Raw genomic sequence first — 16,712 nt, 5'->3', positions numbered from 1 at the left:
ATAAAGTATATAAAGATTTCCCTACATTTATATATCACTAATTAAATTTACACATTTACATAGATATTATATCAGTTATAATATCCGTAGCTTCTTATGCTACCAACTTTTTTATACTCAGAGAATATATTAATATAAAGTATGTAATACCCACTATATAAATGTATTGTTTTTTACAGTAAAAATAGAAAAAAATGGCCTTAAAATAAAATTATTAGCCAAAATATTGTTTGTTTAAGAACAAAAACCAATGAATTCAAAATATTAATTTTTTTACGAAGATAATAAGATAAATGAAGATCAATTAGCTCCATTTATACTTTCTTCCATTAAACGAATCACGTCAACTTTATTGACAAGAGTTTTAGGTAATTCATCACGATATTCAAACTCTTTTGGAAGTGCATATTTAGCAATGTTCTGCTTACAATAATTGTAAATGTTTTGTTTCACTTCATCGGTAGGTTCAATACCATCTTTCAATACAATGAATGCCTTTGCAACTTCCCTTTTATATGGATGAGGTATTCCAATAACAGTTGAAACACTAACATTAGGATGTGCATCAATAATATTTTCCAATTGACTCGGATAAATATTATATCCATTAGAAACAATCATTCTTTTAATTCTTAACTTGAAGTAAACCCATCCTTCTTCATCCATATGGCCCAAATCACCTGTATGCAACCAAGTTAATCCATCTTCATGGACTTTCAATGTATTTGCAGTCTCTTCAGGTTCATCTAGATATTCCAACATGACAGTAGGTCCTGAAAGACATATTTCACCTTCTTCACCATATGGAATTTCTTTACAAGTATTAGGTTTTACAATTTTATAGAATATATCAGGATATGGAATTCCAACACTGCCATCCTTACATCTATATTGTGGGTTTAGACAACTTCCAGTCACACATTCTGTAAGACCATAACCTTCCATTACTTGAATGTCTGCATTGTGTTCTTTTAGAAATGCATCCATTTTATGTTTAAGTGAAACAGATAATGAATCTCCTCCAGAAATCATTATTTTCAAAAATGATAAATCCATATTTTTCATTTTAGGATTATTAATCATTGCTTCCCATAATGTAGGAACTCCAGCTAAAACTGTAGGTTTATGTTTCTTGAGAAGTTTATGGAACTTTTTATTATCAAATCTTGGAATTAAAATACTTTGAGCACCTACTGACATACAGGTATGTACACAGACTCCGAGACCAAAACCATGGAAAATAGGCATAATTGCAAGTATCTTATCCCCCACACCTATTTTAACAAATGTAAGACTGGATAATGCCAATGCATTGAAATTTAAATTTGATAAAACAATCCCTTTAGGTTTTCCAGTTGTTCCTCCACTATATAGAATAGTTGCAGGGTATGATCCATCAGTGTATTCATCAACACCATAATCAACCTTTCTACCAAGTCTTCTAAATCTCCACCATTTAATAATTCCTTTTTCCCTAGGAATCCTGTTTGAAGTAAGTTGTGTAGTTTTATAAATAGGTTTCATGTAAATCATTGAGTTACTAGGACTTGCTACAATGATATTTTGAACAGTGGTTCCAGGAACAATATTGTAAACAGTAGCAAATGTTGCATCAATTGTCAAGACAGCAACACTTTTAGATAATTCAATGTAATGTCTAATCTCATTTTGTGATGATAATGGATGAACCATATTTGAAATTGCACCAATTTTATTTAAAGCATAGAAACTAATGATTGCCTCAGGAGTGTTTGGCATGACAAGAGTAACTTTATCCCCTTTTTTAACTCCAATTGCAACAAATGATTTTGCAATCATATCTATCTCTTTTAAAAAATCACCGTATGTTACTTTTCTGTTAAAATAATCATAAGCAATCTCATTAGGATATTTTTCACAAGTTCTACGTATTGTTTCATAAATTGAGTAATCAGGATAATCTAAATGTTCAGGTATATCCTCATATGAACCATACCATGGTGTCTTCACTTTTGATGTATCTAATTCTAAAAATGCCATGTTTTTTCCTCTAATGAACTATTTCCACTTTTTTACCTACTTCTTCATCAAGCAATTCTGGATGGGAAGAGATATATTCAACAAGTTTTAATGATTTAGCAAAGTAAAATCCATCAGCGATTCTTTCATCTAAAGTAGCACCAATATCTACTTTGTAACGACCATCTTCCTCATAGATTGTTCCAATAGTAATCACAATGGAATTAGTTCCATATTCATTTAAATGATGGTATGCTGATCTACATTTAATACTTCCCAAATTAGAAAGTAGAACAGTAGCAAAGTTAAAATCATTTTCCATCATTTCATTAGGCAAAAATCCCCTTTTGTCAAGAAGATGTGCTCCCCAACCAACAAGTTTTAAAATAGGCTTAGGTAATGAAGCTATTTTAGAATATAACTCCTCAGACTCATTTCCACTACTTCTTGCTCTATGAACATCTTTAACTATATTTTCAGCAATTTCCAAAGGAGTATCATTTTCTTTTGCCTTATACACAATTAATTTTTCTGCCGCATCATCTGAAAGTTTATCTTTGGCAACAAACGCCATACTTACATCATGTCTTTCATAGAAACTACCATTTTTAATAAAATGATTTAATTTAGGTCTTGAGTAAATAGTTTTAGCAACAACACCTATTAATACATTAAAAAAAGTTAATCTATATTCTGAAGTTTTATTTTTTTCATCAACCCAATTGATAATACCGGTAATGTCTATTTCTTGATTTAAATAAACTTCGGATTCATGTTTTGTACGCATCAAATATGGCATTAATATATGTTCTGGATCTTTTGGATAAATTTTCTTCCCGTCTTTTCTCGCCATGAATAAACTTCCTTTTTTATTATACCAATAATACTATAACAACCATATAATTTAAAACTTAACATAAATCCTTTAAATTAATCTAAAAAACATGAATAAATTCAAAATTAGTTTTTCTAGAAATGTTATAAAATCAAATATTTAATATATAATTTAATATATAATTATATTATTAATGAAAAATTACTTTGAGGTTTCAAATGTTTGAAAAAGTATTAATTGCAAATAGAGGAGAAATTGCAATAAGAGTTATGCGTGCATGTCGCGAACTTGATATTAACACTGTATCCATATACTCTGATGCTGATAAAACTTCTCTTTATACAAATTATGCAGATGAAAGTTATCCTCTAGGAAACCCTTCCCCTGCAAAATCTTACTTAAATATTGAAAAAATTATAAATATCGCACTTGAATCTGGTGCTGATGCTATTCACCCAGGATATGGATTTTTAGCTGAAAATTCTAAATTTGGTGAAGAATGTGCAAAGAATGGAATTAAGCTAATCGGACCAAGCGGAGATGTTATTAATAAAATGGGAGATAAAATTACTTCCAAAGCACTTATGAAAAAAGCAGGCGTTCCTGTAATTGAAGGTACACCTGAAGGTATTAGTGATATTGAAGAAGCAAAAGACATTGCTCGTCAAATTGGATACCCCGTAATTGTTAAAGCTTCCGCAGGTGGTGGAGGTATTGGTATGCGTGCAGTTTATGAAGAAGATGAACTTGTACGTGCAATTGAATCTACCCAATCCGTTGCATCAACAAACTTTGGAGATTCAACAGTATTTATCGAAAAATACCTTGAAAAACCACGTCACATTGAATTCCAACTTCTAGCAGATGAACATGGAAATGTAATCCACGTTGGCGATCGTGAATGTTCAATCCAGAGAAGACATCAAAAACTTTTAGAAGAAGCACCATCCCCAATTATGACTGAAGAGTTAAGGGAAGAAATGGGAAGAAGTGCAGTTAAAGCTGCTGAATATATCGGATATACAAGTGCAGGTACTGTTGAATTCTTATACGATAATGGACAATACTACTTCCTTGAAATGAATACACGTATTCAGGTAGAACACCCAATTACCGAGCTTGTTACTAATACTGACTTAATAAAACAACAAATTTTAATAGCTAACGGTGATGAATTAAGTTATAATCAAAAAGACATTAAAGTAACAGGACATGCTATCGAATGCCGTATTAATGCTGAAGATCCACTTAATGATTTTGCACCAAATCCTGGTAAAATTACAGGTTACAGATCCCCCGGAGGTCCAGGTGTACGTTTAGATAGTGGAGTATACATGAATTATACAATTCCAACATTTTATGATTCAATGATTTCTAAATTAATTACTTACGGTCGTGACAGAAACGATGCAATTAACAGAATGAAAAGGGCATTAAGCGAATATATTATCTTAGGTATTAAAACAACAATACCATTCCATAAAGCTATCTTAAGAAACCCTAACTTTATTTCAGGTGATTTGAACACTCACTTTATTGATACTTATAAAAAAGGTATTGAAGCCGAAATGGAAAATGTTATTGCAGAAGACCTTGAGTATGTTAATAAATTAAAATCAACATTTATGCCAGCTAAAAAAATAGCTGCAATATCTGCAGCAGTAGGGTCATATCAAAACATGGCAAAAAATAATATGCAAAAATAAACTAGGGATTTTTTATGAAAGAAGAAATAATAAACTTATTAAAAAAGGAAGGTAAACTTTCTAATGAGACCATTGACGAAATAAAACAAGTAGATGTCAATGATTTCATAAATATAGTTGAAGAAATTGGAAAAGAAAAAACAGAATACATTAAAGCTGATGAAATTTCAAAAGATTTGAATACTAAATACATCGGGAAAAACCTATATGTATTCAAAGAAGTCCAATCAACCAATACTATAGCTAAATTCTTATCAGCAAACGGTGCTCCGGATGGTAGTGTTATAATTTCTGAAAGACAAACAGCAGCAAAAGGAAGATCTGGAAAATCATGGGAATCCCCACTAGGTGGTGTATGGTTATCAATAGTTCTAAATCCTCATGTTGACCATTCAAAACTTCCATTAATAACATTAGCTACCGGAGTTGCAGTTGCAAAAACTCTTGAAAAAATCGGAATTGAAAATCCAGAAATCAAATGGCCAAATGACATATTCATTAATGGTAAAAAAACTTGTGGTATCTTAACTGAAGCTATTGCAAAATTCAACACCATTGAAAATGTTATTGTCGGTGTTGGTATTGATGTAAATGTTGATATTGATAATTTCCCAGAAACTTTAAAAGAAGGAAGTACCACAATTGAAAAAGAACTTGGTGAGCGAATAAGTGAAAGTTATTTAATTAAAACCTTTTTAGAAGAATTTGAAAACATTAGTGATTTATTCGATAATGAGGGCTTTGAAGCAATCCTAAAAGAATGGAGAAAACGTTCTTACTCTATTGGAAAAATTGTAGAAGTTAGAGAACCATTCAATAAATATTACGATGGATACGTAATAGGCATTAATAGAGAAGGAGCTCTAATTGTTGAAAAAATTGATGGAACCTTAGAAAAAGTAATTTCTGGAGAATGTATAATCAAAAATTAAATACAATCTCCCTACATTTTTCTTCATTTGTAATTACTTCTTGTAATTTTTCAAATGAAGATACTATTTTTTTATTTAAATCATTTAAATCTAAATTAATTGCATCACTTGATGATAATTCAAATCTTATTGTAGCAGATGCACCAGGCATTGAAACTGGTGGAATTGTTATTATCCCATAATCTTTTAATAAAATAAATGAAAATACATATGCTAAATCATCATCTGATAAATTATGTGAAACAGTGATTTCATCTCTTAGACCTTCCGGATAAATCATAACTCCAGTAGGTGATTTATTAAAATTACTAAACCTTTCAGATAATAAATCATATAATTCATCTTTTTTTGTGAAACTTTTAATTAAATTTTCTTCTTTAAAATTTTTAATACCATTTACCATTGCAAGAACTGCTGGTGGTTGAGCTTCTAGACCAAATTGATTAACTTTAATCTTAATTTCATCAATTAAATCTTCACGACCTGCCATTAATCCTCCTCTTGGACCTGGCATTAATTTATCTGTACTTGTAATTGCAATATCAGCACCTAAATCACATGCTTTTTCCTGGTCAAATACAACTGTCCTAAGTCTTGCACCCGAAGCATCATCCACCATAACAGGAATACTCTTTGCATGTGCCATTTCAATTACCTTTTTAAATTCATCTTCATCAATTACTTTATGATCCATAGTAGAACCAGTAACCACAACTAATGAAGTATTATCAGGTATTGAAAACTCTTCAAAAACATCAGTTTCAAAATAATTAGCACCGACTAAATTACAACTTCTTGGAATAGATGGATGTGCTGGAAGCTCAGCAAGATAATGCACTACATTTGAATCTTTACTAACTAAAGATAATATTGTGGCAAGTATACCTGAAGAAGTCCTATTTACAGCAAGGATTTTTTCCCCACCCATATGTTCTTTTCCAACCTCTTGAATAGCATCTTCAAATATTGCAGGACCAACATAAGTTTCTAAAAGACTTAAATCAGAAGATGATGCGATAAATCCACCTGCTAAGCCAGTTAAATCAAATAAAAAAGAACGTCCTTTTGTTTCAACAAAATTTTTGATTATGCAAAGAGCATTTTCTCTTTTCTTAACTTCCTCTAAAGAATTATTAACTATCATCTAATCAGAGTCATCCAATTCTAATTTATAATCATCAAAGAATTCTAATATTGATTTTAATTTTTTCTCATCAATAGGTATAGAAGTATACTCTTGAGTTTCAGGAATTTCATAGTAATATTCAGCTAATAAAACCCTACCTTCAGGAGTAGTAATGAAAGTTATACCATCAGCAAGCTTATCAGGGTTCTTATTATGGAATTCCACATCAAAGGAAACACCTAATTTTTCTGAGAATTTTACTTTTTCTTCACTTTCTCTGTTACACTTTCTAATTTTTGTCATTCTGGATTTTAATTTCTTTTCTGCTAATTCATTAATATCAGCCATAATAACACAACCATAATTTACAATCACTAATTTTATTAAAATATAATATGAAATTAAACTATATATAAATATTTATTTTTAATCATACAAGCTATTACCTTCACTATCCATAGCCACTATAAGAGGTCCAAAATCTTTAACTTTCAAATTCCAGATAGCTTCAGGCATTCCTAAATCCAACCAGTCAACACTTTCAATTTCCTCAACTGCATCCACATATAATGCAGCACAGCCTCCTGTTGCCACCACATAAATCGCATTATTTCTAACTAATGCTTCCCTTACAGTATCATCCATTCCACCTTTACCAATGACAATTTTAGCACCTAAATCTAAAACATCACTTTGATAAGGATTCATTCTCATTGAAGTTGTGGGGCCAACAGCAACCATCTTATAATTTCCATCTTCCTCTGTAACTATAGGACCTGCATGAAACAAAGCAGCACCTGAAATATCCAATGGTGCGCCATTTTCAAGAATTCTTTTGTGAGCCTGATCTCTTGCAGTTAAAATATTACCTGTCAGGTAAACTACATCTCCAGCTTTCAATTCATTTAAATTTTCATCTTTAATTGGAACATTTAATTTTCTTTCCATCAATTCCACCTTTAATAATATATAAATATATAAAATTTTTAGATTTAATAAATTTAATGGATAAAAATAGCAATCTGAAAAATAATGCCCTATAAAAACATTACATAATCGGATATTATGAACTGAAATTTTAGAAAAGGTAAAAAAAGTTCTAGAAATTATATAGATTCTAATGGAATTATATTTATACTATTCTGAGTTATAAAAAAATGCAAAAAATAATATAAAAAAGAATTAAATAGCATCATTTATAATACTTTTGAATCCTTTTTACATAGATATAAGTGAAGATTATTTCAATTACACCACCAACAAAATTAGCTGCAATAATTCCATAATAAACACCAGTTTCTTTTAAACCTATAAATAAAAATATAAAAATTAATGTTAGAATAATCTGTTTAAAGAATGTAAAATAGAGACTGTAATCTCCACGACCAAAACTCTGCAAGATACAGCCTGAAACAATACTCCAACTTGAAAATACAACATATAATGAAAGTAAAACTGTTATAGATATAATTTGGTCATTTAGTCCAGCACCACCAAAGAGCAATGCCAATAGTGGAGAGAAAATAGCTAAAATAATAGCCATTAATACAGAACCTACAAATCCAATAATTTGAGTGAATTTAAATGATTCTAGAATTGTTTCACTTTTACGGGCACCAAATAATGCTCCAAAAATACTAATTGAACCTGTTCCAAATCCAACAGGAATCATAACACCAATACTAATTAATCTCCACACAGTTGTATAAACAGCTACTGCTTCTGTAGTTGCAACCATAACCAGAATTACATTAATAATCATTGAAAACAAAGACATTAAAATCTGTTCCATACTTGCAGGAACACCCACTGAGATAATATCTTTATAAATGGACATGTTTTTATTATAAGTATTTAAATCTAATAATTCTCCTCCTTTTATATATCTCCAATAAATGAAAAGCATTAAAGATATAATATTTGATAAAACTGTAGCTATTGCAGCTCCAGCAACTCCCATATTAAAGGTATAAATAAAAATTGGATCTAGACAGATGTTTAAAATAGCTGCAAGAGCTAATGGAAAATTTGATTTAATTCCTTTATTTTCAGATCTGTAAACACCACTGAAAACATACTGAACAATAACCGAAAATGCTCCTATAATAATCCAAAAACCATAATCATATGCAAGATCTAAAACACTTGCACCACCAATAGCTATTAAAATCTGTTTTAAAAAGACCAAAAGAATGACCGGGATAATAATACTTATAATAATACTAATAATTAATCCATGAACTCCACTATTTCCAGCTTGTTTTAAATCTCCTTTTCCTATAAAACGAGCCACAGATGAGTTTACTCCTGCTGAAATTCCAATTCCCAAACCAATTATTATAATAAAAATTGGTGTTACAATACCTATTGCCGCAAGTGCATCTGAACCTAAACCACTAACCCACATTGCATCTGCAACATTATTAATCATTGTTAAAAGTAAAGATACAATCATAGGAATACTTAATCCTATGATACTTTTACGAGGATTGTTAATTAAATCAGTTGCACTAATAACAATCCCTCAATATAAAATTCATAATTAAAACCTCCGAATAAATTAAAAAAAGGTTTATTTACATTTTTATGAAAATATAAAAATAGTACGAATACATTAAAACTTGTAGACAGCTATATTGAGATATAGAATAAAACCTATGGAATAACTTAATTAATTAGTATAATAAAAATGTTTCTAAAAAAATAAAATAAAAAATGATTATATTCAAGCTTTTGTTTAAGCGCATATAATGAATACAAGTTTATATAAGATAAACAACTAATATCCCATAAAAGAATAATCTTTTTTTATTTCATGAAACACCCCATGCTTCTTCTCAATTCATTTCTTTAAGTTAATAATTTAGAAATTAACGTATTAAATTGTTTTGAATATTATATAAAATAATATCCCTTTTAAACGTGACTTACATATCACTTTTAATTCATTTAAGTTTTCATTTTTAATTAGAACATTTAATTTTCTCCATCAATTCACCATTAATTAGTAATAACTAGCTATCAAATATATAAAATTAGATTCAATGGATACAGTTAGGGATTTATTCATCACAAAACTACCATTAATTTAAATAAAATTATTAATACATTTTGTAAGCATTCTATAATTTAAAATATAATTTATATCTGGAGCAACTTCTTTCAATGATTTAGACATCTTATTCCATCCTTTACCATCAGTGACCCAAATAAATGTATATTGAGAATCATTTAATTGTTTTTATAAATCTGCATAAGTATGTGCTACTTCAATAGGTTTACTTCCACTAGCATTATAAAAATTACATTCAAAAAATATTACCGGATCATCATGTTTATAAATAACATGATCCCATCGTTTAGTTCTCTCAAAAGGAATGGTATCTTCTTTACCTAACCTTAATTCAGATTTATCTTTAATTTTTTCAGCAAGTAATTTTCCTACAATATCTTCAAAAACCTTACCACTACGATTTTTCCTCGCATGAGTATCCAATCCTACTTGAGTACCAACAAGATAAGAATACAAATCATCTATATGAGAAAACATATCTAATAATCCAAATTCCTTACAAAAATTAATTATCTCATCTTTATTAAATTTTTTACTTTTAAATTCAATATTTTTAAATTCACCACTGTCTAGATCTAAAACATCTAATTTTTTATCACGAACAGCTAGAATATTTGGTAAAATAACCACAACTTCAGGATATCTTTCCAAAATCTCTCCAAATTTAGTTTCAATATCTTCTCCACCGATTTTGTTTAAACTGTTTAAAATTTGAATTTCTATAATAATAATCCCCTACTTTTATTTGATCTTCATCAGTGAATTGAAATCCTGCATAATTATTAAAATTAGATTTTTTATTCAATGGCCTATATGGAGAATCTAAATACACTAAAGAACTATCATCAATGATTTTTTTTCAGATTTTAGAAAACTAGCATTAATAATGTTTGTATTTTTTAATAATTTAGATACAGCAAGTAAATTTTCTTTATCACAAATCAAAGGATTTTTATATCTTCCATGAGGAACATTAAATTTTCCTTTTTGATTAACTAAATAAACCATTAAAACAAGTTTTATTCATGAAAATAGTATAAGATGCCCTGGTGATATGTTCTTCTGAATAATTTTCAAAATCAACGATATCATTATTAAAAGTACTCCTAATAAGATAATATTCTTTTCTATCATCTTGATTTCTAGGCACATATTCTTCTTGTAAAATTGATAATTTTTCAATTAATTCTCTATGATTATTTTTAATAACATTATATGTCAAAATAAGTTCTTTATTAATATCAAAAATATAAGATTCTTTAATTTTATAATTATTCATTAAATAGAAAAATAAAGCTCCTCCACCAATAAATGGTTCTACATATTAATCAATATTTTTAGATTCTTTAATCTCTTGAGGCAATCGCTCTTCAATTGTAGAAATTAATTGTTTTTCCCCCAACCCATTTAAGAAAAGGTTTAGCTTCATGGTGTTTTTTACTATTTGTAGAGATAACTGTTATTCTATCAAATATTATTAATAAATATTATCAAAGCGAAATTGAAAACAAATCCTAATTTTACTCCATGCATCATTTTTATTTTACAATCACAAAAAAGAATATTCCACCTATTTAATAACTATAAACTAAATAGTATGACTATGATAATATCAAGAAAAAATTTAACCTATTATGCCGGATGCTTTTTAATGGGGATGATTTTTGCAGTTATTGTTTGGTTATTTTTGAAATTAATGAAAATTGGAACTGCATTTTTATGGGATTATCTTCCAGGACAATTTGACTTAAAAGTTTATCCAATTATAATATATCTGGTAGGAGGATTAATTTTAGGTCTGATTAAGAGTAAATACTGTGAATCCGTTTACGAAATGAATGTAATGCTCTCAGACAGAAAAAAGGAAAAAAATTGCGAAATGAAAATATACTTTTAATATTTGTCAGTGCACTGATTCCCATAATATTTGGAGGGAGTATCTGACCTGAAGCCGGATTATGCGACATCATAATAGCTCTCTGCATGTGGCTATCAAAATTCATGACTTTTTTTAAGAAAAATATTTATGATATCTGTGATGTATGTATCAACTCAGTATTCTCTTTGATATTTGTAGCACCATTATACGGTCTGGTGGCTCTAATAGAAAATCAGGAAAACAGTGAAAAAAAGACATATAGTAATATTTTCTGTATTTTAGGAGCTCTACTTGTCTTTTATATTATTGGAGAATTTTTCGGTGCACCCCTAGGTTTTCCTCATGTTGGCGGATATGATATAAGTAACTTTGAGAGAATACTTGGAGTACCATTAGCAATTATCGGTTCATTATTTGGAATAATATATTTACTCTTTGATAAGTATACTGAAAAAATACTTGGAAAAATGAAATTCAAAGATAATATTCTAATTACATGTTTAATTGGGGGATTAATATTAGGCATTTTCGGTATAATATCACCATTGACTCTGTTTTCTGGTGAAACAAATATGGAATTAATTCTTGAAACTTATGCAGTATACAGTCCAATTATTTTAATTACTATTGGACTTGCAAAGTTGCTCCTTACTAATATTTGTATTAAAACTGGATGGAAAGGAGGTCATTTCTTCCCAGTAATCTTTTGTGGAATTATAATTGGATGTGGATTTTCATTATTATTTAATATTAAGTTAATATATTGATTTAAACTATTTTAATTCAATTTTACTTTTTTTATTTTTTTATTATTTTATGGATTTTTGCTGTTTTTATAGTTTTAATTAAAATTTATTCTTAATTTAATTGCTTATTCCTATTTAATGGTTTTTTGTTTTTGTCTTTGTTTTTAGGTTTTATTTTTCTTTATTTTTCTATTTATTCTTTATTTTTTCTTTATTTAATCTATTTTTCCTTTCAAATTGATTTTTTTGTTTAATATTTTTATATTTTAAGTTTAATTATGTATTTTTATTTAATGATTTTTTATTTAGCTAGAATCTAATTTTTATCATTTTATTAATTTCTAATTTTATCTTTACTTAATTGATTAAAAAAGTTTTTAAATGTTATTAAACAATTTATTTAGGTATTCAATCATAATTTAGTTGATTTTTTAAATTTTATTTTATTAAACTTATGGTTTATTTGATTTTAAATAGTAAAAACTTTTAAATATTAAATAATACATAGTATACTCATTAAGTTTTTTGCTTAATGATGAATGTTTATTCAATATTATTTAATAAAAATAGTATTTTATTTAATAATTTAAAATTTATTTCAATTGTAAAAATATAATATTGTTTTAATTGTCTATACAGTTTACAAGGAGGTGAAAATATGTTAAAAAAGAAATTAATCCTCATAGTAAGTATTATTCTATTATTCTCTCTTTGTTTGGTTGGTGTATCCGCTACAGACAGTAGTTTAATCAATGGTACCGATTCATATAGTGATAGTATTCAAAGTTCTAATTTGGATTTAAATAATAATTCAAACATTGCAGGTGATTATAATACTAAACTCAATTCTGGAGATGGCTCTCAAATTATATTAAATGATAATGGCAATGGCGGTAGTTTCAGTGACTTACAAAAATTAATTGATTCTAATACAAATGGAACAATCGATTTAGATAGGGATTATAAATATGCTGAAAATGACAATCTACCTAATGGCATTACAATTAATGGTAAAACTTTAGTTATTAATGGTAATGGACATACATTGGATGGATCAAATCTTGCTAGGATATTTAATATAAGTGATTCAAATTTGGAATTAAATGATTTAAAACTAATAAATGGTATGAACAATGAATCTGGAACAGCGATATTTGCTAACAATAGTAAATTAAATATTAATGGGTGTAGTTTTAATAACAATACAGTTAATATAAATTTAGTTAACTATACTAAATTCTTATCTGTTAATGGAGGAACTATTCATCTTCTAGATTCTACAGCAAATATTAATAATTCTAATTTCACTAATTCTAATGTTAACTTCAGTGCTGATGATAATTATAAAGAAAAGGCTACAGTTAATGGTGGTGGAATTTTTTCTAAAGATTCTAATCTTAACATATCAAATTGTCTCTTTAATGATAATCATTTAATCAGTAATTATACTCACGTAGTGTTTTCAGGATCTGCTATCTGTACTGATGATAATATCAATACAACAATAGTTGATTCAAACTTTACTAATAATAACTGTTCCTATGGGACAATCGACGATGCAAGTGAGAACCTAATTATTAATAATTGTTTGTTTAATAATAATTATGCTAATGAAGGATCAGATATCTATTTAGAAAGCGATGTTTACAATACTACAATATCAAATTCTAAATTTATTAATTCACATTCCGAATCTGATGGTGGTTCAATATACTCATATAGTGGTTCTGAAGATGGAAGTATAATATTTAATAATTGCAGCTTTATTAATACAAGTAGTGGTGATGATGGTGGAGCATTATACATAAATTCTGAAACTAATATCCTAGACTTTAATAACTGCAGTTTTATTAACGCTAGCGCTTCTGGAGGTGGTGCAATATGGTATGATGATGGTACTGCATCTAATGTTAATAACTGTACCTTTATTAATTGTACTGCATTAATATATGATGGTGGTGCAATACTTAATGATGGTATTAATGTTAATGTTACAGTCAGATCTTCAAGATTCATTAATTGTACTGCATCTAAACAAGGTGGTGCTATTTCCCACAGACCATATGGTTATCATTATTTTACTGTAATTAATTCTACATTTTATAATAACACCGCAGAAGAAGCTGGAGCAATATATATCTCTGATGAGGATCTTGGTAGAATATATAATTCCACATTTGTTAATAACTCTGCACGTTCAGAAGCTGGTGCAATCTCTTGTAATAAACAAGGAGAATATAACTATGGTATTGATATCATAGAAGGCAATATATTCATTAACAACACCGCTCCTGAAGCAGGTGCTATAAGTATATGTGGTGGTAATATTAGTAACTGTGTTATTATAGATAATCCTGATAATAATAACCATGATGTTGTTAGCAATGGTTATTGGGAAAATAGTGTTAATTTGACCTATAACTGGTGGGGTTCTAATAAAAATCCAATTGACAGATATACCAATAATAGTGAAAATGGTATTGTTAATCATAATTGGGTTTTAATGACCTTTGTAAGTAATGAAACAGTTATGTTTGTTGGTAATACATATAATTTGACTGCCGGTTTAACCCAATATACTGATGGTAAAAATATTAATGGTTTTAACCAGTATTTACCAATACGTAATGTAAGTTTCACTGCAAAAACCGGTGTGTATGATCCTGAAACCGGGGCTTTGGTAAATAATAAATTAAATACATTATATTCTAAAAGCACTACAAATAACACATTATATGCTACTATTGATTATCAGACTTTAGAGCTACCTATATTTGAAGCAAAAATTTTTATAAATAAAACCCCAAACCTTACTGCTGTTAAATTAGGTGATGAACTTTCATATATTGTTGTGGTTAAAAATATCGGTGATTATAATCTTACTAAAGTCTACTTTAATGAGAATATTCCAGAAAATTTAAGATATATTAAATTTAGTGGTGATAACTGGACTGTGAACGATAAAAATAATGCATTTTATTATCTTAATACTTTAGAACCTAATCAAACCGCCAACATTACATTATACTTTAAAGCAGTAAAAGAAGGTAATTTTACTAATGCAATAGTTGTTAATACCCATGAAATTGACAATATTACAATTAATAGTACAGAAGTCCAAGTCATATCAAATGACACCAATAGAACAAACAATACCAATAGTACCAATAATACTAATAACAACAATAAAGCAGATAATAATAAGGCAAACAATAACAGTAATATTGGTGATAGTTATAATGAAAATGGCTTAAATAACAATAATGCAGCTATTTTTGTTGAAAATAGTCCTGTTACTGGTATTCCTGTACTTGTCTTAATCATTACATTACTCTCTTGTGTATTTATACCTAGAAGAAAAAGCTAAATAATTTACTAATGGTAGATTAGCTTAATTTGGGTATTGTACTGGAAAAAATTAGATAGTTACTAATGATTAGTTAATTGGGTATTGTACTGGAAAGAATTGGTGTAATTGTTTATTATTAAGATTAAATATATATTGAGCATTAGAAAACAATTAAACACTTTTTAATTAGGATTTTTTAATCCTAATTACTTTTTTTATTTTACTGAAAACTAACTATTTTCAGTATCTTTATATGTTTAAAACGAATATTATCTTATGAATTATTTAAAACAAAGTTCAGTGACAATAGGTTGGCCGTTACTGTCAAGTGATGGCTTTACTTCAATGATATTGTCCTTATTAATCCTTTCCACTTGATTTCTCTCCAAGTTGCACTTGTATATCATCAAGACAATTAAGGATAATGCTTTGAGCTTCACAGTAAATCTCATTATACATGAAGTTAATGACCTCTTCAGGTTCATACTTAACCGTTAATGTTCCCTCTTCAACACTAACATAATTATCAAACTCCTCAGGAGATCCGTTAACAATATCTTTTGGCATCTCATGAAGGAATAGCTGCACTTCATTATCATCATTAAATTCTTTCTTTAATCCATAACCATGAGCACCAATTTCTAAAAAGACAGGTTTAATATACTTTCCTATGGATTTGTCCCATCTCTCAACAGGTTTAATTAACCCTTCACCATCAACCATTCCTGCCTGAAGAATATTTTTGGCAACCTGTGAGATGTCAATTTTTCTTGCCCATAAAATTAAAGTAAGTTTCTGTTCAGCAGATAATTTATTTTCCTTATCCACCAATACAATATTAACATTAGCTTTATCAATTCTGTTTTTCAAAACACCTGATGTATAACCGTCAAGTTTCACAGCATAACGGGCATTAGCTATTGTCTTATTGATTACTGGAGGAAGTGCATCAACAAGATCAAGGCCAGTGTTGATTCCATCTGTTCTAGGCTGCCTTTCATCCTCACCCCAATAGCTGCGCTTAGTATTATACTGCTCAACACGGTTATTCAATAATCTAGTTTTAAT

At 28.4% G+C, this 16,712-nt stretch carries 12 protein-coding genes and 2 pseudogenes; 5 read left to right on the top strand and 9 right to left on the bottom strand.

Translation table 11 applies throughout. The features are described from left to right. Positions 1–300: 300 nt before the first annotated feature. Together MR875_07135 and MR875_07130 are read right to left on the bottom strand one after the other, a co-directional pair. Positions 301–2,019 (bottom strand): AMP-binding protein, encoded by a 1,719-nt coding sequence (locus MR875_07135; GenBank protein MCI6994608.1) that lies wholly within the window; start codon positions 2,017–2,019, stop codon positions 301–303. A 10-nt stretch (positions 2,020–2,029) separates the two neighbouring features. Further along, positions 2,030–2,851: a hypothetical protein gene (locus MR875_07130; GenBank protein ID MCI6994607.1), complete on the bottom strand. Its 822-nt coding sequence runs from the start codon at positions 2,849–2,851 to the stop codon at positions 2,030–2,032. Positions 2,852–3,051: 200 nt separating this feature from the next. Between MR875_07130 and MR875_07125 the strand changes: the two genes are divergently transcribed. Beyond that, the gene (locus MR875_07125; GenBank protein ID MCI6994606.1) at positions 3,052–4,539 is read left to right on the top strand and encodes an acetyl-CoA carboxylase biotin carboxylase subunit; all 1,488 of its coding nucleotides are present in this window, start codon (positions 3,052–3,054) and stop codon (positions 4,537–4,539) included. Between the two features lie 14 nt (positions 4,540–4,553). Further along, a complete protein-coding gene (locus MR875_07120; protein MCI6994605.1) occupies positions 4,554–5,471 on the top strand; it encodes a biotin--[acetyl-CoA-carboxylase] ligase in 918 nt (305 codons plus the stop codon). Here the strand turns inward: MR875_07120 and MR875_07115 are convergent. The 6 genes and pseudogenes from MR875_07115 to MR875_07090 all read right to left on the bottom strand — a co-directional run bounded on the left by MR875_07115 (position 5,461) and on the right by MR875_07090 (position 10,949). Beyond that, on the bottom strand, positions 5,461–6,615 hold the full coding sequence (locus MR875_07115; protein ID MCI6994604.1) for a TIGR03576 family pyridoxal phosphate-dependent enzyme: 1,155 nt from the start codon (positions 6,613–6,615) through the stop codon (positions 5,461–5,463). The genes MR875_07120 and MR875_07115 overlap by 11 nt on opposite strands. Continuing rightward, on the bottom strand, positions 6,616–6,945 hold the full coding sequence (locus MR875_07110; GenBank protein ID MCI6994603.1) for a hypothetical protein: 330 nt from the start codon (positions 6,943–6,945) through the stop codon (positions 6,616–6,618). It abuts the gene before it with no gap. Positions 6,946–7,023: 78 nt separating this feature from the next. Next, the gene (locus MR875_07105; GenBank protein ID MCI6994602.1) at positions 7,024–7,545 is read right to left on the bottom strand and encodes a FumA C-terminus/TtdB family hydratase beta subunit; all 522 of its coding nucleotides are present in this window, start codon (positions 7,543–7,545) and stop codon (positions 7,024–7,026) included. Between the two features lie 244 nt (positions 7,546–7,789). Beyond that, positions 7,790–9,052, bottom strand: coding sequence for an MATE family efflux transporter (locus tag MR875_07100; protein ID MCI6994601.1), 1,263 nt, complete (start codon positions 9,050–9,052; stop codon positions 7,790–7,792). Positions 9,053–9,685: 633 nt separating this feature from the next. Continuing rightward, positions 9,686–10,345: pseudogene (locus MR875_07095) on the bottom strand (type II restriction endonuclease). Continuing rightward, positions 10,341–10,949 (bottom strand): annotated as a pseudogene (locus MR875_07090) (Dam family site-specific DNA-(adenine-N6)-methyltransferase). Before MR875_07090 ends, MR875_07095 begins: the two co-directional pseudogenes overlap by 5 nt. 324 nt (positions 10,950–11,273) lie before the next feature. On the opposite strand from MR875_07090, the gene MR875_07085 reads away from it, so the two are divergent. The 3 genes from MR875_07085 (at position 11,274) to MR875_07075 (ending at position 15,662) form a co-directional block, all read left to right on the top strand. After that, positions 11,274–11,567: a hypothetical protein gene (locus MR875_07085; protein MCI6994600.1), complete on the top strand. Its 294-nt coding sequence runs from the start codon at positions 11,274–11,276 to the stop codon at positions 11,565–11,567. A gap of 167 nt (positions 11,568–11,734) precedes the next feature. Further along, positions 11,735–12,316 (top strand): chloride channel protein, encoded by a 582-nt coding sequence (locus MR875_07080; GenBank protein MCI6994599.1) that lies wholly within the window; start codon positions 11,735–11,737, stop codon positions 12,314–12,316. A gap of 637 nt (positions 12,317–12,953) precedes the next feature. Then, a complete protein-coding gene (locus MR875_07075; GenBank protein ID MCI6994598.1) occupies positions 12,954–15,662 on the top strand; it encodes a hypothetical protein in 2,709 nt (902 codons plus the stop codon). Between the two features lie 342 nt (positions 15,663–16,004). Here the strand turns inward: MR875_07075 and MR875_07070 are convergent. Continuing rightward, the coding region (locus MR875_07070) for a hypothetical protein (GenBank protein MCI6994597.1) at positions 16,005–16,712 on the bottom strand (708 nt) is incomplete at its 5' end.

Source organism: Methanobrevibacter sp., from assembly GCA_022775905.1.
Classification (GTDB): domain Archaea; phylum Methanobacteriota; class Methanobacteria; order Methanobacteriales; family Methanobacteriaceae; genus Methanocatella.
The sequence above is the reverse complement of the archived record's forward strand: the minus strand, read 5'-3'. Positions and strand labels throughout refer to the sequence as shown.